This is a genomic window from Vibrio sp. GJ43-1 (assembly GCF_055808835.1).
This window is the reverse complement of the sequence record NZ_CM147884.1, coordinates 1,766,304-1,789,257: the sequence shown is the minus strand read 5'-3', so window position 1 is coordinate 1,789,257 and position 22,954 is coordinate 1,766,304. Positions and strand designations below refer to the sequence as shown.

Annotated in this window: 18 protein-coding genes and 3 pseudogenes; 19 read left to right on the top strand and 2 right to left on the bottom strand. The window is 43.6% G+C overall.

Features of this window, described 5'->3' with window-relative positions; translation table 11 throughout:
- The first annotated feature begins 37 nt into the window (after positions 1 to 37).
- Positions 38 to 535 (top strand): tripartite tricarboxylate transporter TctB family protein, encoded by a 498-nt coding sequence (locus AC0L66_RS08690; RefSeq protein WP_265672993.1) that lies wholly within the window; start codon positions 38 to 40, stop codon positions 533 to 535.
- Positions 536 to 543: 8 nt separating this feature from the next.
- Positions 544 to 2,071 (top strand): annotated as a pseudogene (locus AC0L66_RS08685) (tripartite tricarboxylate transporter permease).
- 99 nt (positions 2,072 to 2,170) lie between these two features.
- On the opposite strand, the gene AC0L66_RS08680 reads toward AC0L66_RS08685, so the two are convergent.
- Both AC0L66_RS08680 and AC0L66_RS08675 read right to left on the bottom strand, forming a co-directional pair.
- Positions 2,171 to 2,602, bottom strand: coding sequence for a hypothetical protein (locus AC0L66_RS08680; protein WP_473569150.1), 432 nt, complete (start codon positions 2,600 to 2,602; stop codon positions 2,171 to 2,173).
- Positions 2,544 to 2,807, bottom strand: coding sequence for a hypothetical protein (locus AC0L66_RS08675; protein ID WP_473569149.1), 264 nt, complete (start codon positions 2,805 to 2,807; stop codon positions 2,544 to 2,546). The genes AC0L66_RS08680 and AC0L66_RS08675 overlap by 59 nt, the downstream gene beginning before the upstream one ends.
- 301 nt (positions 2,808 to 3,108) lie before the next feature.
- On the opposite strand from AC0L66_RS08675, the gene AC0L66_RS08670 reads away from it, so the two are divergent.
- The 17 genes and pseudogenes from AC0L66_RS08670 to icmH all read left to right on the top strand — a co-directional run bounded on the left by AC0L66_RS08670 (position 3,109) and on the right by icmH (position 22,881).
- Entirely contained in the window at positions 3,109 to 5,100 is a 1,992-nt protein-coding gene (locus AC0L66_RS08670; RefSeq protein WP_265672996.1) for a type VI secretion system Vgr family protein, read from the top strand.
- A gap of 3 nt (positions 5,101 to 5,103) precedes the next feature.
- The gene (locus tag AC0L66_RS08665) at positions 5,104 to 5,685 is read left to right on the top strand and encodes a DUF6931 family protein (protein WP_265672997.1); all 582 of its coding nucleotides are present in this window, start codon (positions 5,104 to 5,106) and stop codon (positions 5,683 to 5,685) included.
- Entirely contained in the window at positions 5,682 to 5,984 is a 303-nt protein-coding gene (locus AC0L66_RS08660) for a PAAR domain-containing protein (protein ID WP_265672998.1), read from the top strand. The genes AC0L66_RS08665 and AC0L66_RS08660 overlap by 4 nt, the downstream gene beginning before the upstream one ends.
- A 235-nt stretch (positions 5,985 to 6,219) precedes the next feature.
- Positions 6,220 to 7,626, top strand: a complete 1,407-nt coding sequence (locus tag AC0L66_RS08655; RefSeq protein ID WP_473569147.1) for a type VI secretion system protein TssA — start codon at positions 6,220 to 6,222, stop codon at positions 7,624 to 7,626.
- A gap of 32 nt (positions 7,627 to 7,658) precedes the next feature.
- Positions 7,659 to 8,180 (top strand): type VI secretion system tube protein Hcp, encoded by a 522-nt coding sequence (locus tag AC0L66_RS08650; RefSeq protein WP_265673000.1) that lies wholly within the window; start codon positions 7,659 to 7,661, stop codon positions 8,178 to 8,180.
- 20 nt (positions 8,181 to 8,200) lie between these two features.
- On the top strand, positions 8,201 to 8,707 hold the full coding sequence (gene tssB / locus AC0L66_RS08645) for a type VI secretion system contractile sheath small subunit (RefSeq protein WP_265673002.1): 507 nt from the start codon (positions 8,201 to 8,203) through the stop codon (positions 8,705 to 8,707).
- Entirely contained in the window at positions 8,704 to 10,182 is a 1,479-nt protein-coding gene (tssC, locus tag AC0L66_RS08640; protein ID WP_473569144.1) for a type VI secretion system contractile sheath large subunit, read from the top strand. Before tssB ends, tssC begins: the two co-directional genes overlap by 4 nt.
- A 60-nt stretch (positions 10,183 to 10,242) precedes the next feature.
- Entirely contained in the window at positions 10,243 to 11,649 is a 1,407-nt protein-coding gene (locus tag AC0L66_RS08635) for a type VI secretion system contractile sheath domain-containing protein (RefSeq protein ID WP_473569142.1), read from the top strand.
- Entirely contained in the window at positions 11,646 to 12,068 is a 423-nt protein-coding gene (locus tag AC0L66_RS08630) for a GPW/gp25 family protein (protein WP_265673005.1), read from the top strand. The genes AC0L66_RS08635 and AC0L66_RS08630 overlap by 4 nt, the downstream gene beginning before the upstream one ends.
- Positions 12,061 to 13,821: a type VI secretion system baseplate subunit TssF gene (gene tssF, locus AC0L66_RS08625; protein WP_473569140.1), complete on the top strand. Its 1,761-nt coding sequence runs from the start codon at positions 12,061 to 12,063 to the stop codon at positions 13,819 to 13,821. The genes AC0L66_RS08630 and tssF overlap by 8 nt, the downstream gene beginning before the upstream one ends.
- Positions 13,812 to 14,882, top strand: coding sequence for a type VI secretion system baseplate subunit TssG (locus tag AC0L66_RS08620; RefSeq protein WP_473569138.1), 1,071 nt, complete (start codon positions 13,812 to 13,814; stop codon positions 14,880 to 14,882). Before tssF ends, AC0L66_RS08620 begins: the two co-directional genes overlap by 10 nt.
- A gap of 154 nt (positions 14,883 to 15,036) precedes the next feature.
- Positions 15,037 to 17,719 (top strand): annotated as a pseudogene (tssH, locus tag AC0L66_RS08615) (type VI secretion system ATPase TssH).
- Between the two features lie 228 nt (positions 17,720 to 17,947).
- Entirely contained in the window at positions 17,948 to 18,688 is a 741-nt protein-coding gene (locus tag AC0L66_RS08610; RefSeq protein ID WP_473569136.1) for a type 2 periplasmic-binding domain-containing protein, read from the top strand.
- A 2-nt stretch (positions 18,689 to 18,690) separates the two neighbouring features.
- On the top strand, positions 18,691 to 19,644 hold the full coding sequence (locus AC0L66_RS08605) for a type VI secretion system-associated FHA domain protein (RefSeq protein WP_473569135.1): 954 nt from the start codon (positions 18,691 to 18,693) through the stop codon (positions 19,642 to 19,644).
- Positions 19,641 to 20,132, top strand: coding sequence for a type VI secretion system lipoprotein TssJ (tssJ, locus tag AC0L66_RS08600; RefSeq protein ID WP_473569133.1), 492 nt, complete (start codon positions 19,641 to 19,643; stop codon positions 20,130 to 20,132). Before AC0L66_RS08605 ends, tssJ begins: the two co-directional genes overlap by 4 nt.
- Before the next feature lie 50 nt (positions 20,133 to 20,182).
- Positions 20,183 to 21,514: a type VI secretion system baseplate subunit TssK gene (tssK, locus tag AC0L66_RS08595; RefSeq protein ID WP_473569132.1), complete on the top strand. Its 1,332-nt coding sequence runs from the start codon at positions 20,183 to 20,185 to the stop codon at positions 21,512 to 21,514.
- 4 nt (positions 21,515 to 21,518) lie between these two features.
- A pseudogene (gene icmH / locus AC0L66_RS08590) lies at positions 21,519 to 22,881 on the top strand (type IVB secretion system protein IcmH/DotU).
- Positions 22,882 to 22,954 lie beyond the last annotated feature (73 nt).

Below are 22,954 nucleotides of genomic sequence, written 5' to 3'. Positions count from 1 at the left end.
TTTTTGCAGTTTATTTGATTATTCACTGGAGCCAGTTATGTCAAATTTCACCTCAAAGACGTTTACTAAGCAGAATTTACTCTGTCGTGATCGTATAGGTGCGATGATTTTTCTCGTGTTATGCCTTGGGTATGGATACCAAGCATCGCTTATTCCTATGTTTCCCGGAGATGAATACGAACCTTTCACCGCTCGCACCTTACCTACCATACTCACCTTTATTGGTATCGGTTTATCTCTGCTACTGCTTGTCACCGGACAACCCGACGAAAAAAGTGAATCTGACACTAATATGAATTGGCTCCTGCTTGGAGGGTTCATTGTCCTAATGGCGCTATACGGGTTAGGACTGACTTATTTGGGCTTTGTCCTTGCTACCGGCTTTTTTCTGATGTTCGGCTTCTATTTACTGGGTGAACGACGCAAAAAAGTCCTGTTCGGCGCTTCATTTCCATTTGTGATCGCTTTCTATCTCATGTTGACTCAAGGCCTAGATATTTACCTTGAGCCTGGCATTATATTTACTCTTTGGTAGGATCCATTATGTTAGACGGAATTTTACAAGGCTTATCTACGGCCATCATGCCAATGAACATCATGATGGTGATCGTTGGGTGTTTTGTGGGGACTTTTATCGGTATGTTACCGGGATTAGGTCCTATCTCTGCGATTGCCCTAATGATCCCAATCACCTACGGACTCGATCCATCTTCTGGGCTCATTCTTATGGCTGGTGTTTATTACGGGGCGGTTTTTGGCGGTTCAACCTCCTCCATTTTAATTAATGCTCCGGGGTGTTCATCCACCGTGGTTACGGCGTTTGACGGCTATCCAATGGCGCAAAAAGGTCAAGCAGGCAAAGCGCTAGCGCTCGCAGCTTATTCCTCTTTATACGCACGGAACACTTTCTGCCATTATGCTTTTGATCGCAGCGCCTGCATTAGCCCAAGTCTCTCTTAGTTTCCAATCTTCGGACTATTTTGCTCTCATGCTGCTAGGTCTTTCTGCTGTCGCTGCATTTGCTGGTAAAGGACAAGTCATCAAGGCTTGGATGATGACTATCTTAGGGCTAATGATTTCTACCGTTGGCATTGATAAAGGGGTGGGTGTTGAGCGCTTTACCTTTGGCTTAACTGATCTCATGGATGGTTTTAGCTTTCTTTTGCTGGCTATGGCAACCTTTGCACTAGGTGAAACGTTAATGGGTATTTTAAAGCCCGAACAAGACACCAGAAGTGAAGAACAAAATCTCATGAGTGACATCGGTAGCATGAAAGTCACCAAAGAAGAGTTTAAAGAGGTGGCTCCTGTCTCCATTCGATCTTCGATTCTTGGTTTCTTCACCGGAGTATTGCCGGGCGCTGGTGCTACTATTGCCGCCTTCTTGTCATATGGTATGGAACGAAACTTAGCTCCGAAAGAAAAGCGCGATGAATTTGGCAAAGGTAGCATCCGAGGGCTCGTGGCGCCAGAATCGGCCAATAACGCAGCATCAAGCGGCTCGTTTGTCCCATTGTTAACACTTGGTATTCCAGGGTCTGGGACCACAGCAATTATGTTAGGTGCACTGATTGCCTATGGTATTCAACCAGGACCTCGTCTGTTCGTTGAACACCCTGACGTATTCTGGTCAGTCATCATTTCTATGTACTTTGGTAACGTCGTACTTGTCATACTGAATCTTCCTTTGATTCCATATATCTCTAAGCTACTCGCGGTACCAAGAACCGTTCTGCTACCCATGATCATCTTTTTCTCAATCACTGGTGTCTATCTAGTTTCGTTCAATACCATGGATGTATTTATTATGATCCTTGTGGCGATGGCAGCCATTGCTCTTAGGCTCGCAAAATTTCCACTGGCACCACTACTATTAGGGTTTATATTGGGTGGATTAATGGAAGAGAACCTTCGTCGTGCTTTGATGATCGCTGATGGAGAAATGAGTTTCTTGTGGGATCGTCCTATCACACTCGCCTTTACTTCATTGGCAATCGCGGTATTGATTGGCCCTGCGCTAATTTCAGTAATAAAGAGAGTCTTCTATCATCCGAAAAAGGTAGAATCCTAAAAATCCATGCCTTCCCTGTGGCACTTACCATCCAGGGAAGGCTTAATTCATTGCGCTCGTTTTTTCCCCCTTCGTTCTCGATACTGCAGACGAACGAAGTTACGTGACATAAGCAACCGAACTTGGCTCCTTATAAATACACACAACACCAAGTACATTTTTATCTGAATCTTGATATTGAGCAAACACCTCCCACAGGTTGTTTTTTCTTTGCCCCATAATCGTGACCGACGTCCCTGCTGCGTAAGTCGTACCGTCACTAACTTGCCCACGACCAAACGAGACTTCGTAACTCTGCGCCATGTGCTGTTGAACTTGAGGTCCGTGTACCGTATCCGTTGGTTGAATATGGGTAAAATCCAACCCATCTTTATTTTTCCTAACCGCAAAAGTGCAGCCAGATAGCTGTGTGGTACATAAAAAATTGGAGGTGTTATAGCCATTGACCCTGACAAAAGAGTCCGATGTAAGCTTATCGAATGACGTCACTCGGTATGTGTATACAGCTAATCGGTCCTTTTGTACTGCCATAATTCATTGTAGAAAATCGACGACGAATCTCTTTACTCGGCATTCCCTTGATTTTGCCAAATGAGCTATAGCCTGTATCTGATAAATAATACTGAACCGCTTTTACTTTACTCCCTGCGCCAGAGATAGTGATAGGTACACGATTAAGAAATTCTTCTAAATCACTCTGCATCAGGTCGTAAGCATTTTGTAATGACAGTGGCATATTTCTTCCTTTTTAGCCGTACTTTAATTAGTGAGTCACACGTCTAAGTAAAGCATGCTTTATTTAGACCAAAGTATTCGCCATTAAATATGTGATACATTCCCAAATATCAATGAAACAAAATACAACACTTCATAAAAATCATTAATTATCGGCAACTTACACTGATTTAACCTTGCTTTTATTGTGATTACTTATCCTTTTAGTAGATATTCCTCACAATATCCCTTTCATTTTCCTATTTATTTCCTCAGCTGCTAATCTTAGATGATTATCAAGCGCTTAATTCAAGGAAGATAACATGGCCGAACCGTATTTAGCGTCGACCAGTGAGCTCACAGCGAAAGATTACAACAGCAATGAATACTTGGTATCTGAGGCTACCGTTCACGAGCGCTTCTTCGAGCCCTATGAAATAACGTTAGTTTTATATGCAAAGGGGCTTTCGGCAACAGAGCAATTAGGGCAAACGATGACGCTTAATCGGTATACCTTTGAATCTGGGAAGCAAAAGCTCATACGCAGTTTCAATGGATACGTGACAAATATCATCAACAATGGCTACGACGAAGGCAAACAATATGCGTCCTATACCATCACTTTAAGACCTTGGCTATGGCTACTAACGTTCACCCAAAACAGCCGAGTATTTCAAAACCAAAGTACCAAAGACATTGTGTCTTCTATATTTTCTGATGCTGGATTTAGCAGCCTTTATAGTGCGAACTCCCTACCTTCTACAAAAAGAGAGTACTGTATCCAGTACAATGAGTCAGACTACAATTTTATTTGTCGGCTATTAGCTCAAGATGGTATTCAATATTACTTCGAGCACTCTGAATCAAGCCATAAACTTATTCTTCAAGATGCTGAAAAGCCATTTAGCAAAGCAGAGATCCATCAATTTGATATGGCCTCTGAGCCATCTGGAGATTACCCCTTACTTCAATCATGGCAATCAGAGCATCAATTTCACTCAACCAGTATCGAGCTGACTAACTATGACTACAGCCAATCAAAGTTGGTCAGCAGTAAAACGAGTAAAGCCACGAATACCATTGCCAACAATACCAAATTATCATTGAATCAATACGGCAATGATTCAATTACCGGGGACATGACGGATCTCGCAGCCTTGGTAAAAAAACGCGTCGAAGCGATGCAAAGCCATTACCGTCAAATCATTGCCACCAGCGATATTGATGCGTTTTTTATCGGACAGTACTTTTCCCTAGAAAGCCATGCTGACAGCGCCCAACTAGGCGATTATCTGGTTGTCAAACAGTCCATTCATTATCATTCTGGCAACTCAGGACAAGGCGATTGTCAAAGTGAAGTCACCGTGATACCCAATACTACGCCTTACCTACCGTCGCTGATCAAGAAGCCGAGTATTCATGGTTTACAAAGTGCCATTGTTGCAGGCTCGACAGCGGGAGACATCAATCAAGATGAGCAAGGACGCGTTAAAATACTCTTCCAATGGGACACACAAACAAGCGGAGACAGCACAAGCTGTTACGTCCGTGTTGCTCAACTTATGGCTGGAAAAGGGTACGGTAGCCAATTCATTCCTCGTTCAGGGCAGGAAGTATTAGTCAGTTTTATTAATGGCGACCCTGATAGCCCTGTTATTACTGGGTCCGTTTACAACAGCCAGCATAGTCCACCCTACAAAGAAGCCAACGCTACAAAATCTGGGGTAAAGACGATGCTGACAGGTCAAAGTAACGAATGGTACTTTGACGATAAGAAAGACAATGAACTGTTCTATCAACACGCTGCAAAAGACTACACCATCGATGTAGAAAACAATCACACGACAACGGTAAAAGGCGAAGTGGCTTACACCGCTACTAAGCAGGTTACCTATACCGCTCAAGATGCTATGACACTGAATGTGACTAAAACGCTTTGTGCTAAAGGGAAAACCGTCACCATTGAAGGGGAAGACTCACTAGAACTAAAAGTGGGGTCCAGTAAAATCACCATTAGCTCATCCGCCATTAAGATAGAATCAAGTGCCGTGGATATCAAGGCGTCAAATGGTCTCACTTTAAGCGGAATGACCGTAGACGCAAAAGGATCAACATCGGCAAAGTTGTCTGGCGCTTCTGTCACTGTAGATGCTTCGGGGAGCGGAACCATTAAAGGGGCAAGCCTTACGCTAGATGCTCAAACCACATTAACAGCACAAGCGAAACTCTCAGCGGATGTAAAGTCAAACTTAAAAGCCTCCATCAATGGCGCCGTCATGACGGAAGTCAAAGGTGCGATCGTTAAGGTGAATTAGACAATGAATCAAATACTTGAATACAAAAAAATCCCCTACGTCAGTCCCGAACAAATTTTGCCTTTGTTTACTGCTTCAGAAGATCTCCCAACGGTTATCGTAGGAAAAACGACGATCAAAGAAGTCATTAATGAACTCCAAGAGCAAACCTTATATTTTGACCTTGTCCAGTTTCTAGCCCATGCGTTGCCAGTAAGGGAAGCATTACTTTGGGCTTACCTTTGCGTATCTCGGCGTAACAACACTTGGAACCAATCGCAAATGGCCTGCTTATCCGCTTGTAAACAATGGATATTTTCCCCATCAGAAGAAGGTAGACGGCGTTGCGAACTTTTTGCCAATCGCCTTGAACTGCAATGCGCACCATCTTGGCTCGCACAAGGTATCTTTTGGAATGGGTCTGGGAGCATTGTCTCTCCTGAATTACCCAGTGTCTTGCCCGACCCCAAACTTTACGCCAAAGCATCCTCTGGCGCGATTAACATGGCTGCAGCGCTACCTGAATGGGACGGACAAAAGGAGTATTACCAACAAGCCATCACAATCGCGACGAACATAGCCAACGGAGGCTTAGGAGACGTATGACATTACCAGCCTCGAGAATCACCGATATGCATGTTTGCCCAATGCAAACCCCTGCAGTTCCGCCTATTCCTCACGTTGGTGGCCCTATCATTGGGCCTGGGGTACCCACGGTTCTTATTGGTAACATGCCCGCGTCGGTAATGGGCGACATGTGTACATGCGTCGGCCCACCTGATTCGATAGTAAAAGGCAGCGCAACCGTACTCATCTCAAATCGCCCAGCCGCTCGACTTGGCGACACAACCTCACACGGCGGTACAATTGTTGTGGGAATGCCCACAGTACTAATAGGTGGATAAACCCTTGTTTTTGGTCATGTTATTGACACTTTCCATGTGATACTCCTCTAAAAAAAGCCGTGTAATGGGTGGATATTACAAATTATACTGTTTTTTCGAGACTTTTCTGAAATCACTTCTACTATTAGCTTAATAATGTAATAGCTTTGTTAATACTTTTGATAATAACTACATTAAACAACTCAATCGAAAGTTAAGTAACGATGTTAAAGTGAAACATTGTCAAAGGAATGACATGAATAGTTTTGAGAATCTTATCGCCCCTATTTCTACAGAAGCGCCAACTGGCGGCTATCTTAAGCTAGATCGCACCGAATACCGCGCAATAAGAAACCGCTACAATGCGTCATTGTCTTCTTTCAGACAACTGATCGAAACACCAGAAACTTTTAACGACGCGGATTTAGTCGACGTAAATCGTCACAATTGGTCAACATTCCGAGACACCGTAGAGCAAGCACTTTGCCAAAAGACCAAAGACCTTGAATTATTAAGCTGGTATATCACTACGCTTGCTTTTAGCAATAGTCCACTGCCGGACTTAGTAAGCGGATTTCGGCTGTTAGTCGTGTACCTTGATACCTTTTGGGATTCACTCCACCCCACCTTACCCAACAGCACATCCAACAGCGATACGGATGATAATCAACAAAAAGAACGCGCAGAATTTCGAATAAAACCACTGATGCAATTTGTTGGGGATGCGCCTGACGCTGGCGCTCTCTTCATGCCTGCACAGTTTATTCATCTTGTCGGTAATATTAATTATTCAAACTACCTCCATGCCGAAAATAGTGGAACACTTGATGCCCTAAAGAAACAGGCCAGTGATCAATTCAATAGCTCTGTGACAGACAATGTACTCGCGCTCGATAGCATTTTATCTGAACTAGTAAAAGTTGAAACCGCACTCAACCGTCGATGTTTAGAAGCTAATATTGCCCCTATTCGTCTCAAGTATGTACACGATATTTTCCAAACTCTACTCCAAGCACTGCGTATTTTGGTTGGCGACAAATACGACCGCTGGCCATTGGACGCAGTCAACTCTGAATCAAAAGATAATCAACCGACAGAAGGTAACGCAGCTTCTATCCAACAAGACTCAACTCTCGGCGCATCACTATTAAATAACACCGTGTCAGAGAGCCTGACTCCAAATGACTCGGTATCAAAAGTGAGTAAGTCAAATACACAAACCTCGCCAATGAACGCGCTCAATACACCTAAGCTCAATTCATGCGAGCAACTCAAAAACCGCGAACAAGCATTCAGACAACTTGGTGAGCTTGCTGAGTACTTTAGACAGACCGAACCTCATAGCCCAACGTCCTATCTATTAGAACGCGCCATACAGTGGGGGCATCTCTCTTTGCCCGAATTGATGAGCGTACTCATGGGCCATGACCCGTCTGCCTTAAACCATATTGATGCTCTGATTGGTGTTAATGACAAGCCAATTAAGTTGACCACCCCTTCAACAAAACGTCAAACCAATAGCGTTGCTGAAGATATGTCATCAACAGCCATAAACGCTAATAGCAATAGCAATACCGATGCAGTTGGCTCGGCATCTGCGCACAATGAATCCGAAGAAAATCAAACCAATACTAAATCTGAAATATCAGATTTTAATTGGTAATTGTTTAAAGCGAAACGCTAAGGAGAAAACAAATGGCTTCAATTTTTATGAGAATCGACGGAACAAAACCAAAAGGCGCTGCAACCATTGAGAAAATCGGTGGCAAAGACGGCTTTTTTTCCATTAACAATGTGTCTTGGGGTGCGGTTCGTGGTGTCGGCATTGATGTAGGTAATGCTAACAATGCCGATCAAGGCATGGTAGCACTTGGCGAGATATCCATTGGTCGTGGCTGTGATGGCGCGACACCGTATCTAACTACCTTCCTTTATGCGCCCGGACCAGAAGGGAAAACGATTGAGATCGTTATGACCAAACCAAACCGTGATGGTTCCGGTGCCGATCCCTATTTAATCTTAACCCTCAAAGAAGCTCGGATGTCTAGCTACACCATGACGGGAACAGATGGGTCACTGCCCAATGAAACCTTTGCACTCACCTATACCGAAATCTCTAAAGCGTACTACATCGAAGGTGAAGGCGGGAAGATAGAAAAGGGTCCAGAAGTTGGTTTTGATGCTACCCAAGCGAAAGTCACATCGACCGCAAGCTAATTTAACGAAGGAGAGATGTTGTGGCACTAAATTCTCAGCATAAACGCGTAAGTAAAAACCGCGTAAGTATCACCTATGATGTCGAAACAAATGGTGCAGTTGAAACCAAAGAGCTTCCGTTTGTTGTTGGCGTCATTGGCGACTATTCAGGACATAAAGCCAACAAAGAAGATGTTGAAGATCGCACGTTTTATAACGTAGACAAAGATAACTTCGATAACGTTATGAAGCGCGTTGGACCTGAGCTTTCGATGAAAGTCGATAATGTGCTTGCCGATGACGACAGTCAATTTGAAGCCAGTCTTACCTTCAATTCAATGAAAGATTTTGAGCCTGAAGCCATCATCGACCAAGTTGAACCACTAAAAAAACTGGTTGAAACCCGTAATCAACTTAAAGTCCTGCTCTCAAAAGCCGACCGCTCTCGAGACCTTGAAAAACTGCTTAAGGAAGTTTTGCAAAGCGCCGACACCATTAGTGCACTGTCGGAGGAGCTAGGTATTAAAAAAGAGGGAGAAGAATCATGAGTACTGAAGCAGACGTTCAAGGCCAAAGTGCCACCGAAGAAGGCTCATTGAGTTTTCTCGATCGGGCAATTGAAGCCACAGTGCAAACCCCAGCAGATACCACTAAAGAGCTGTTTTCCGTCTTAGCACAACAAGCCCTTTCTGGAACCGTAACCTGGGATAAGAATCTAACGAAAACCATTGAAAATGCCATTGGTGAAATTGATAAAAAGTTATCAAAGCAGCTGTCGACTGTCATGCAACAAGATGACTTTCAAAAGCTGGAAGGGTCGTGGCGTGGTTTACAAAAGATGGTTAAGGAAAGCGATCTTGGTCGCTCGTTAAAGATCAAGATGGTCGATTTCTCTCAAGAAGAACTACTTGAGCAATTTGAAGACGCACCAGCGATTGATCGCAGCCCACTATTTAACGCTCTATATCAAGGCGAATATGGCACTGCTGGCGGCGAACCATACGGCACCTTTATTGGTGACTATGAGTTTAGCGCTAAAGATGAAGATGTCGCATTGCTTAGGTATATGGGGGAAGTAGCGGCAGCCTGTCACGCGCCTTTCGTCGCCGCGGCTAACGCAAATATGTTCGAGTTCAACAGTTTCTCTACATTTGACGAGGGTAAACCAGTTGCGGCTGGCTTTGATTCTCCTGCCTATGCTGCATGGAACTCATTTAGAGAAAGTGATGATGCTCGTTACGTAACACTCACATTACCAAGAACCCTCGCTCGTCTTCCATATGGGGAAAAAGGTCTCAGCACTAACGTCTTTGCTTACGAAGAGTTGGATACCGATATGGATGGTAACCCAAAACCAAAAAATAATAACGAGCTTGTATGGTCAAACGCCGCTTATGATCTGGGTTTGAAAATGACTCAAGCCTTTACCGCTTATGGTTGGTGTACCGCTATTCGTGGTTTAGATAACGGCGGCAAAGTCGAGAATTTGCCAAACCTTACATACAAAACTGAAGCAGGTGACCTCGTCCAGCAGTGTCCAACAGAAGTTAACTTAACTGACGAACGAGAAAAAGAGCTAAGTGATCTCGGCTTCTACTATGTGGTTCATTATAAAAACACCAACTACGGCGTGTTTATTGGTGGACAAACGACACAGAAACCTAAGACGTATACCGATCCTGACGCCACAGCCAACGCTGCTATATCCGCTAGACTGCCCTACATTATGGCGAGTGGTCGCATTGCCCATTACTTAAAAGTTATGGGGCGAGACAAGCTTGGATCTAACCTTGAAGCCAACGATGTTCAGCGAGAACTGCAACTTTGGATCGACCAATACACCAACGCTGGTGCTATTGGCAACGATGCAAGAGCAAGAACACCGCTCGCCGAATCTAGAATCCAAGTGGTTGAACAGCCAGGTAAACCAGGTGCTTATTCCGCAATTGCGCATTTGAGACCTTGGCTACAACTTGAAGAGCTCACCACTTCCGTTCGCATGGTTGCGAAAATACCTGGATAGGACAACGTGCCGCAGTGATTTGTTACTGCGGCTCCCTATCTGCTGTAATTGCTGTAGTAGTTGATGACGATGTTTAAATCAGACTGGCAAAATAAGTTTAATGCTTTAAATCATACCGAGCATACGTTTTTACGTGATGCCATATTATTGATCTCCGAATTACTTCCAGACGACGAGGTAAATAATCTGGTTAAAGATCGGTCTATTATATCCGTTATCAGTCAGCTTATTTTAGAACTTGATACCCGCTTGTCTAAACAGCTCGACACTATTTTACATCATTCAGAATTTCAGTCTTTGGAGGCAAACTGGAGACAGATCCAGTACCTTTGCCACCAGCCTGTGAGCCGCCAAAGAACAAAGTTAAAATTGCTCGACATGAATTGGCAAGAAGTCTCTAAGGACCTTAACCAATCCTATTCCATTAAACAAACTCGACTATTCAACGTTATTGGTAACCATGAGTTGAACACACTCGGTGGACAACCATTTGGCTGTATCGCATTTACTGCCCCTATTTCCATTGATTTAAGTATCAATAGTGATTTCGATGACATGTATACACTTGGTCTTATTAGTCAACTTGGCGAACAAACCTTATGCCCTATGTTGAGCTCTCCTGACCGACAGTTTTTCTCAGATATTGGCGCCGATTGGCTCACGAATACAACCCGAATCAAAAAAATACTTCAAAGCCCCGACTACCTTGCATGGCAAGAACTTAGAGCGATGCCGAGTGCTCGATTTCTAGGTTTGGCCATGCCAAGTATCAAACTTCGTGAACGCTACACACATCGTCGGGCTGGTTTTCTATACCAGGAAAGTACCGAGACCCTTTGGGGAAATGCGTGCATTGCTTTCCTCGGAATTATCATGAGAGAGCACCATAGAATTGGGTGGTTTGGTTTCCTAAAAGCACGTTGGAATGATAAAGATCAGGGCTCAGTCATTGGTTGGAATGGCGCTGAGAGAACGGAAAGCTATCATGAATGTGACGCCTATTTATTTGGTAAAATAGCGACGTTCTACTCCAATCAAGGGTTTATTCCTCTTGCTCGCAATAACCTCACTGGCAAGCTTTTGTTTAATGGTAATAACTCGGTGTGGGCACCAAGCGACAATGATAACGACAAAGTCTTAGCCCAGTTACAGACAACACTCATGTGTTGCCGCGTCGCTCACTACCTGAAAGTACAAGTAAGAGAGATGATTGGTAGCTTTGCCGACATTCGCGAGTGCGAACAATTTCTGCGCAATTGGATAGAGAAATTCTCAAGTAACGTCAATTACGCTAATGAAGAAACCCTCGCAAAGTACCCCCTAAGCAAAGCTCATGTTTCAATTAATGAGTCCGTCACCAACCCCGGTCATTTTTCTTGCACATTAAAAATCGTTCCTCAATATCAGTTTGATCACTTCAACGGCGAAGTCGTCCTAACAACGGAACTTGGGGAGATGATGAAATGACTTTCTATCAAGCATTTATTAGCCCTACTCATACCAGCAACGACAACGAGTTAGATGATATTCGCTATCATTTGACCAAGTTATTGGAATCCGAAGCGCCTCTTATGGCGATATCGAGTTATTACCAAGAGGTCCGTCGTTCCAACTACGCTTTTGGTATTACTGATGTACAGTTGCTCAACGCCAATCTAGACCAAGCCCAACTGGCCAAACGCTTGGAGTCTTGGTTAATCACTTTTGAGCCAAGACTCTCCGATGTAAGTGTTGAGATGGTCGAGCGTCACGAAGGATGCAACGCTATCTTATTCACCATTATTGCTCGTTACGCCAGTAGTAAAGGCAAAAAAACGCTGATCTTTGATTCTAAAATCGCTCTCAGTGATTTCAGTGCTCAACTCTCAGAGGAAGACTATGACTGACCCATTGCTGCGTTATTATGAAAGAGAATTGACCTTTTTGAGGAGAGCATTAGGGCACTATTCCGATGAGCATTCTCAGTTTGCCTCAGCGCTTAACCTTCATCAGGGTCAAATTGAGGATCCCAGTATCGCTCGCCTTTTAGATGGCGTAGCCTTACTTAATGCCAAAACAGAAATGGCGCTAAAAAATCAGATCCCTAGCATTGTCGAAAGTATTATCAATGTCATTTATCCTTCCCTTAACCAAACGACGCCAAGTGTGGGCTACGCAGAGCTTGTCGCTGCCGAACCAATAGCCGAGCTAAGCGAATTACCTAAAGGCAGTCGTCTAGCGTCGACTATAGGTTCACACGAATGTTTATTTCAAACTGTCGACCGCTTACATATCAATCCATTTAATATTGACGATGTCATTGCCTCAACCGCCCCATTCCCAATCAGCAAACCAGAACGAGCCGAACTCGCGAATGGGTTACTACAGATTAAGTTGTCTACTGGCGACGACGATATTTTATTCTCCACGCTACAAAGCCAAGAGCTCGATTTTTTCGTCAAAGGGTTTGCTAATAACGCAGAATCACTCGTCGAAATGCTCCTAGCTAACGGTTTAGCCATCTCTATTTCTGATAGTCAAGGTCATACACTCGCGCAGTTGGAACAAACCGCACTCAGCAATCGAGTTTGCGATCCCTCTTTTCACTTTCTACCGCAAAAAGGCCAGCAATTTGATGGCTACCAAATGATTCGCGAGTTTTTTCTTTTCAAAGAGAAGCGACAATTTTTCCAGTTGGTAGGATTTAAACAAGCCATTAGCACCATCAACGATAGTACTCTCTTCATCAATTTTTTCCTGAGCGATATTCCCGCAGAGTTTCTTCGTTTATTCAATACCGATGTGATTAAACTCAATGTTGTTCCCATCATAAATTTATTCACTCAAACCAGTGAACCTATTGATCTAGATGGGAGAAAGTTAGCCTACCCGATTGCGGCAGACGCATTTGACGACTCACCGATTGATATCATCGACGTGTTATCTGTACGACAAATCACGTCATACGGTGACAAAACTCTAACCCCAATGTTTGGTGAAAAATACCACCAAAAGCGCAGTGATATAAACCAAAGCCCAATGTATTGGGAAGCCAAAAAAGATCTAGATAAACAATACGAATTGGTGGTATCTCATACTCATGACCAAAGCGAAAAAGCAATTCTAGTTGCCAGCTTACTATCAAGTAACGGCAAATTAGCCTGCAGTGTATCTGGTCAATTAGATTCACTTGAAAACATTGATTTGCCGGGGGAGTTAACCTTGCTTTATCCCCCTTCCGCCCCCGTTGAAATGGAAGCCAATGACGATAATCTAAGTCAAGTCATCGCGTTGCTATGTTGTAACTTTAACTCGCTACTTCGTAGTGAAGATCCAACTAAGCAAATAAAAGATATGTTTAAACTTTTCTCTAGCGACACAACGGATTTGGACGAAATCAACAGCATTCATAACATCGCTTTCAAAACTCAAGTTTCCACCCTTCGGGTTCACAACAAAAATATTTTTGTTCCCGGGACTGAAATTTATCTTGAGCTAAATACCGACATGCCGCATCACGCTTTTACGCTCGTTCTTAACGAATTCTTCAAACAGTTTTGTAGCTTTGACCGCTATATTCAATTGCACGTTAGTCAGTACGGTAAACAGCACCGTGGAATAACCTTTCCAAAAGCGCATGGGGGTCAGTTATGTCTTTGAGCAAAAGTACTAACAACAATAGTCAAAAGAACATGACCGTAAAGCGAGTCATTTCGATGGCATCAATCACTCCATCAACAAACCGTGCGCTTATGCCTCCTGCCTCGTCATTGCCACGACATCAATTAGTTGATGCGCTGTACCGTGCTCCAGATACCTTTGACTTTACCCAAGCTGTTAGGTTACTGAATGCGGTCAACTCCCATTCATCGGGAAAAAATCGGTTATCCATTCATTATAAAGCGGCACCAATGCCCGATGGTGATAATCATGAAATTCATGCAGTCAACGCTGACTTTACTGGTATTCAACTGACTCTCGCGATGTCCGCCCTTTCAGGTGTAAAAGGGGTGATTCCTGACTATATCTACGAGGAGCTGTTGACCTCAATACATCAGGAAGAAAATGGACTACAAGCGTTTTTAGATATTTTTAATCACCGTTTTTTCGAGATTACATACACCTTACGCACTCAACGTTGGCTATTGTTACAACACGAACACGATAACCATGTTTACGACCGTCTAGCGAAAATATCTGGCTTACCCAGCCATGCCAAATCCCTGTTTCGTTACACCCTGCTATTCGGTCAAAACTCACGTAATGTGACAATACTTAAACAAATATTGAATGACTATTTTGAACTAAGAATTCACGTTGACGTCGTGCATTCAGAAAAGAGAAAGCTACCCGTTAATGCTCAATCAACTATTGCTAAGTCTGCCCATCTAAGAAATAACAATGCGTTAGGAGAAGGCCTACTACTCGGCAGTCAATGTGAAGTGCCCAATAGCGGTATCCAGGTTTATATCGAGCCAGAAAACCGGATACAAGTAAAACAATTACGCTCCGATCACCACTTAGCCAATTCGGTTAAAGATATCGTACGGCACTACCTCAAGGACGATACCCCCGTCATGGTGTACTTGTTGATTCTACGCCGATATTTAGGCTCACCCATTCTCAGTCATCATGATCACAATGCTGCAAGGTTAGGAGAAGTGGATTGCCTTGCTCCCGCGCGCTATCCAGACAAGAAAGTCAAAATACGCTTGAGATAGAAGTGGTTATCGGTGGAGCAGTAACATCTGCATCCACGATGTAAGCACGAAGAAACACTGAAACAACTATTTGTTATTGAAACGAACCATTGATTTATTATTGAAACGAACCATTTTTACATCCGCAAGAGTAATGGAACACAAGGAAGGATTCATGGCGCAAGTAACGTTAACTAACTTAATAAGTAAGCTATCACCGGAACTCAAACAAGCCCTTGAGATTTCAGCTGGCGCTGCAATGAACCAAGGCGTTCCCGCAATTGAGATAGAGCACTGGCTATTACAGTTAATTTCTCAAAAAGATGACGGCTTAACTCAATTATGGCGCTCACAAAATATAGATGTGGAGAAAGTGGTCAATGAGCTCACCACTAAAGTAGGACGATTGCCAAAGGGTAATGAGGGGCAACCGACGCTAAGTCCGCAATTAACAGAGCTGATTAAAGATGCTTGGATGATCGCATCTGTCAATTTTGGGCAAGGGCAAATCATCAGCTTACACCTTATACAAAGTTTACTGCAGCAAAACGTCATGGGCATGTCCACCCTCACTCTGGCGAGTTTAAGTGAGGTTTCTTCACAAGCACTGCAAGGGCTCATCACTAAAACTAAAGTATCGAAAGAAGCAGGCTCCGTCCCTGGTCAAGCATCATCAGATTCAGGTGACGCATTGTCCAAGTATACAATCAACCTCACCCAGCAAGCACTCGATGGCAAAATTGATCCGATTTCCGGGCGAAATAGTGAAGTTCGCAAAGCTATCGATATCCTATGTCGAAAGCGACAGAATAATCCAATTTTCGTTGGTGAGCCGGGCGTTGGTAAAACGGCGGTGGTAGAAGGTCTAGCGTTGCGTATTGCAGCTGACGATGTCCCTTCCGCGATTCAAGGCGTTCAGCTTCATTCTCTCGATTTAGGCTTGCTACAAGCAGGGGCGAGCGTTAAAGGTGAATTTGAGAATCGACTCAAAGACGTGATCAACGAAGTCAAAAATTCTGAAACTCCGATTATCGTCTTTATTGATGAAGCGCATACCCTTATTGGTGCGGGCGGTGCCGCAGGTCAAAACGATGCGGCAAATTTACTCAAACCCGCACTTGCCAGAGGAGAGTTTAAAACCCTCGCGGCAACCACATGGGCAGAGTATAAAAAGTACTTTGAAAAAGACCCAGCCCTCACCCGCCGATTCCAGCTTGTAACGGTTGAAGAGCCAAGCGCTGAGGATGCCATTCAAATGTTACGTGGGGTTGCGGATTCACTGCAGTCACATCACGGGGCTTTTATCACCGAGTCAGCAATTGAGGCATCGGTCAACCTGTCTGTTCGTTACCTTCCTTCTCGTCAATTACCCGACAAAGCCATTAGCTTATTAGACACCGCCAGTGCACGTATTGCACTGACACAAGGCGCAAAGCCGGAACTTATTGAATCGCTAGAACAACGTATCCGATACAAAAAAAACGAACTGGTTGCGCGACAAAAAGAACAAGATTTGTTTGGTGGCGATTCAAAAGAAATCGCATCATTACTGACCTCAATTAACGCGGATGAAGCGCAGTTAACAAGCCTTAACAGCCAGTGGTTAAAAGAAGTAGACCTGGTTGACCAAATCAAAGCGCTACAAACTCAAATTGGGCATTGGGGCAAGGATGTCAATGACGAAACTAGCAATGTTCAATCAAGCGATGATGAACTGAGTGATACTCAAACAGACATCATCGCAGAAGATGGCAATAGCAACGACCTCGCAACGTTACAACACGATCTCTCTGCACTACGCGAGAACTTATCAACATTGCAAGGAGAAACCCCACTTGTTCAAGCACTAGTAGATGCCAATACCATCGCTGAAATCATTGGCAGCTGGACGGGTATTCCCGTAGGCACCATGCTCAGTGACGAAATAGAAAAGCTACTAAGTTTAGAATCGCAATTGGATCAACGAGTCATTGGGCAAAACGTGGCCAAACAAGAGCTAGCAAAATCAATTCGGATCTCTAGAGCTAAGTCTGACTGATAATCGTAAACCTATTGGCGTGTTTCTTATGTGTGGACCAAGTGGTGTAGGTAAAACTGAGACCGCCATGGCCCTTGCTGAGCAACTTTACGGTGGCACAAACGATCTGACCGTGATCAACATGACTGAGTTCAAAGAAGAACACAAGATTTCTATGCTGCTTGGAAGCCCAGCCGGATACGTAGGCTTCGGTGAAGGCGGCGTATTAACCGAGGCTATTCGTCGAAACCCCTACTCTGTATTACTGCTAGATGAAATGGAAAAAGCCCATCCCGGTGTGCATGACCTTTTCTACCAAATTTTTGATAAAGGGAGTATTAAAGATAGCGAAGGACGAACGGTAGACTTTAAAAACACCATTATCATAATGACCTCTAACGCTGCAGACCAAGCGATTTGTGACGCCTGTGATGACAGCGAAGAGACGCTAGATAACGCCGTGCTATTGGAAACAATCCGTCCAGAACTGCAGCGGTTTTTCAAACCCGCTTTCCTAGGTCGTACTACGATTGTTCCCTATTACCCACTCAGCGACAACGAACTGGCGAAAATCACTGAAATTGCTCTTAATCGAATTAAGAAGAAACTCGCCGAGCAATATCAAGCAACCTTTCACTGGGATGAGAGTTTCGTTGATTATGTCATCAACAAAAACAGCGATCCAACCACGGGAGGACGAGCCGTAGAACAAATTATTAACCGCTCTCTCATGCCTAAGCTCGCAGAGGAATGCATATTACGCTTGAGTCGAAGCGAAACCATCAATCATGTGGAAGTTACAGGTATATCAGGAAGTAACTTCGAGCTAAGCATCTCGTAGGCTTAGCTCAATTCATGCACAGTATGGATGTTGAGAGCATAATAGATATTGAGAACATAATAGATGTTGAGATCATAATAGATGTTGAAGTCATAATGGGTGTTGAGATCGCAATGGTGCGGTTAGCGCAAAAAGAATAAAGCGCGACACCCTCCTATTCAACAAACAAGTCAACAAGGATTTCCCTTAAGGAAGTAAGGATTAACATGGCGTTTACAAGGAAGATAGATGTTGTTCAACACAATTAGGCCATCTCTCAATGACATCACATTTGCATGCTTGATGGCGTTGTTTATCAGCCTATTTACCATCTCTTCGAGCTATGCCAAGACCATAGGTCCATCTCGATTGATGCTAACAACCCAAGACTGGGCCCCTTATCAGTTTCACCAAAATACTGAAATGAAAGGGCTAGCAATTGATACCGTAAAATGCGCACTTGGCTCAATAAGTCAGCCCTATCAATTAACGATGACCAATTGGTCTGAAGCACAACTTCGGGTACAAAGCGGTGCGCAACATGGTTTTTTTCTTGCGAGCGAGAGCCAAGAGCGCAATGAATATGCAACGTTATCTGCGCCCATCGCGAAACAAACAATCAATTGGTACTTTGGCTCAGGCGTTAAGCCAACGATCAACGAATTGTCAAAGCTCAATTTGAAGTTTTCTGCAAAATTTGGCTCAAACAAATGGTTTTGGCTTAAAAGACATGGATTTAACGTCATTAAGCAGCCAAGAGATGCTACAGTTTTATTAACACTATTGAAACGTCGAGAAATTGATATTGTCCTCGAAGATCAGCGGGTTTTTGACAATGCGCTAGAAAGTGCCGGACTAGCAAAAGACTACTTTCGTTCGAAGCACATGGAAACTAAGCAAATGGGCGTGTATTTTTCTAATCAATTTTTAAATGAGTATTCCGGTTTTCTAGACAGTTTTAACTCCGCCGTTAAGAAATGTAAGGGCTAAGTATGACCATCAGTATACATTTAGTATCCATCCCTGATCAGGAGGCGGTCACGTCTCGGGTTGTTCACCTACCAGCCGACGGTGGTACGATTGGACGCTCACCTGATTGCAGTGTTGTGTTGCCCGATCATACAACTCGAATTTCAAGAAAACACGCGGAAATCACTCGTACTTCCGACGGTTTTTTTCTCAAAGATACTAGCAATAATGGTGTATCTCTAAATGCTAAGGCGCTACAGAAAGGGGCGGATTATGCCGTTAATGACGGTGATATTATTACCATAGAAGGCTACAGCCTTTTGGTTAGTACTCTGGTCGTTTCACAAACGTCTCAGTCAGCCGAAATCGACGATAATGATACGCCTACGTTTACGCTGAATTTAGCCAATGACGACACCGATTTTTTAGAATCGTTTAGTCGAGAAACACAACCTAAAGTTCAGCAACGCCCGCATTACTCTTCAGAAAACGTATTACAAGATGATCCCTTCTCTTCTGATCCTTTCGAGGATTTTTCAGAAAACGAACTGTCGAAATTTGAAGAGGTCGAGAAGACATTAGAGCCCCTACCCCTTGATCATGGTGAACTTGAGAACAATACGGTTGAATTGCTACCTATCAATCAGGATAACCATCATATTGTCAGTTCACTTCAACAGTTAATTGCTCTATCTGAAAAAAACCATGACATGCTACAAAACCCTTCTTTTCAACACGACGCTCTATTTAGCGCATTAGAACAAACTATTGATACCTTCTTAGACGAGTTTTCTCCGCAACAATTAGAGCCGCAGTTCGATGAGTATATGGGCTCAAGTCTATTTGTTAGTAAAGACAAACGGTATTGGCGAATTTATCGCAAGCATTTTGAAAGACGTCAACAAAACGGCGAATTTAGACGCCACTTTAAAGCGCTCTTCATTGAGAACATGCAGCGCTCTGGAGAGAAATCATGAAATATCCAACGATAGCAAGCGCAACGTTAGCCATTCTGTTGTCTGCATGTTCTTCAGATCCAACGCCAATCACAACCAGTTATGCGTTGAAGACAGTGAGCGATGATGCGATTAATCCTTATCGCTCAAATAAAGCCAACCCTGTTGTGATTAGATTGTACCAGCTAGAGAGCAAAGAAAGCTTCGAGCAAAGTAGCTTTATATCGTTGTATAACAATGATCGCCAAGCGCTAGGTAATAGCCTAGTCGTAAAACAAATACTTCCACCCGTTCTGCCAGCAAGCGAATCGAGCACAACCATAGACATCAATAAGAAAACTCAGTATTTAGCCGCTTTAGTCGAATATGCGAACTACCAAGAAAGCAATGCCAAAGCTATCACTCCCGTTCCCACAGATGGAGAAAGCAGTCTGATGATTCGTCTTTCTGGTTTGAACGTGGAGCTTGATATTGTCGCGCCAGAATCGAGCTGGTGGAACATATTCTAAGCCAAGAATGATTTATAACGGTTGTTCGCACTCATTAAAAAGGATTTTTCGTGGACGCACATAAAAAAGTAGTATGGAAAGAAGGCATGTTCATTGCCCCTCAACACTTTCAGCAGCAGGATAGATATGTCCAACATTACGTTGGAAAAACAGTCGAAACCCTATCGCATTTCGCTCCGTATTTTGGTCTAACAGAACTCTCCATGAATACTGACCTTCTAAAAATTGGCAAGCTTGCGATTACACAGTGTTCGGGGATTTTCCCGGATGGTACGCAATTTAATCTGACCAAAGAAATCACCCTTGATATTCCTGTAGGCACCATAGAAAACACCATCTACCTTGCCTTACCATTAGCATTACTAGGCAACAACGACTACAGCGAAAATGACAAATCGTCATCACGATATGTCGCCAAGTCGATTAATATTTTTGACTCTGCTAGCGAGGAAAATACAAGTTTAGAAGTTGATGTAGCCAGGCTAAACATTCAATTATTGTCAGAGCAAAGTGACCGCTCAGGCCACTCCGTGATTCCTATCGCGCGTATACTCGAATGCACAGAGTCTAACGAAGTCATTCTGGATAGAGCTTTTATACCGTCATGCCTCCACTACGGAGCATCTCGTTACCTGTCGGACAAAATTAAAGAAACGCATGCCCTTCTGGCGAGCCGAAACCATAATCTAATCAAGCGGATTCAAGCAGGGCAATCACAAAAAAGTGCTCAATCTTTAATGATTGATTATTTATGGCTGCAAACACTCAACAGTTGGATGCCTTGGTTTGACCTCACCTCTAAAAACCCTCGCTTCAGTACCTATGATTTATATTTGCAACTCAACCGTTTTCGCTCTGAACTTCTCGCTTTGTCCCCTCAAGCGGCAACCGAAACAGCCGAGTTAAAAATTGATCAGTTATACGTGAGTTTTAGCCCACTATTTGCGACGTTAAGGAACTTGCTTACTTTAGTTCAGCAAGATTCCGTGATTGAGTTTACGTGGGATACGTCATTATTTGAAAAGCGACGGTTACTGAGAACCATAATCAAAGACCCAATTTCAGTACAAGAACGACGCTTTATTCTCAGCGTCAAATCGTCATTAAGTGCCAGCGAATTGAGTAATAGTTTTGTTTCCGCGACAAAAATCAGCAGCAATACTCGCATTGTCGAGCTAGTAAAAAATGCGCTCTCTGGTATACAACTATCACCACTTCCCGTTGCACCAAGTGAACTTAAGCCCGTTCATGGGACCTCTTACTTCGAGTTAAATACCGCAGACCATACGTGGACAGAAATGCTCTCTACAAGGGATGCGCTTGCGCTGCATGTTGATGCTCGTATTCCCGATCTTGAAGTTCACCTGTATGCATTGAGGTAAAGAGATGCTTGAGTATTTGGATGAAAAGACGTTAATTTGGGATCAAACCGCAAACCAAAAAAACGCAGAAGTTAATGCCGATAAAGCAGTAAAATTTCGCAGCCCGGATGCGTCTCAGGCAGAGTTTTTAAAGCATTTCGACAAGTCAGAGAACCAACTTATCAACATTAGCAGTGAGTTGTTAAGTATTGTACTGAAGATTAATGCGCTTCCCGAACCTGAAGACATCGCAGAACTCAGAAATCAATTAGCGCATAGAATAAGCGAACTGAAAAAAAGGCAGCCATCTCAACTATCCCGTTGCCGTCATAGACAAACTCTGTTTTTTGTTCGCAGTGGTTCTTGATGAGTTCATCATTTACACCGACTGGGGAGATAAGCGCAGCTGGGAGAATAAAACACTTCTTAGTGAATTATTTGGTATGAGAAATGGCGGAGAATTGTTTTTTACGGTAACCGATAAAGCAATGCGACAACCGAATAAAATGATCGACCTTCTGGAAGTGATCTACCTATTTCTTAATGTTGGCTTTAAAGGGCAATACCACTCTCAAGGTTCAGAGCAGCTTAAAAGCATGATCTACCAACTAGAACAAGTCATGAGTCAATACAGACAAGGAAATGGGGTTCATTGTCTGACCAAAGTTCCCCACCCAAAAACTCGCCGCCCAAGTCGTAAACGATATTACGCCCTCACGACGTTACTATTTACAATTCTCATTGCATCGACGCTAATCCTCACCCATTTTTGGTACCACAAGACTTTGCCGCAAAGAGCGAGAGATTTCTCTTTCTTATCGGAATTCAGCCAGCGTTACATTGTGTCTGGCCAAGCTAACGATCTTGTTTTTATATCAAGCGATGATGACTTGGCAAATCCTCCCGTGAGAGCAAGTCGTTCTGACACCTTACCTGTCTCGTCATCACGTGTTGGAGCAGCAACCGATCAAGAACAAAACCTGTCGTTATCTACTGGCGCTATTGACGCCAATAAGATTGATACCAAAGCTGTTAAAACCAGTGCTAGTAACATCACTCCTAACAATATTAGCTCTGCTGATGCTTCTACTGCCAAAGTTACAACTGACAAGAATCTACCCGCCACCGAAAGTGCCAACAGTCATAACTGGTTGGTGCAAATGGCAACGTTTTCAACTCAAACGAACGCAGAAAAATATATACATAGCCTGTCGGCAAGTAAATACCAACCGCGAGTGGACGGCTATAAACAGTATTTTCGAGTCGTCATTGATACCCGCTCTAAAGCCGAAGCAGATAATGCGAAGAATTGGCTGAAACAGCACCAAGAGATTGATGCCATTTTAGTCCGAAGCAAGAAATCCAACGCTCAAGCAGATCAAAACTAATGAGCTTACTACCGATTCTAGGTGACAGAGGCCGACCACTTCGTTCGTTCGCCGTCGTTTTACAAGGAAGATC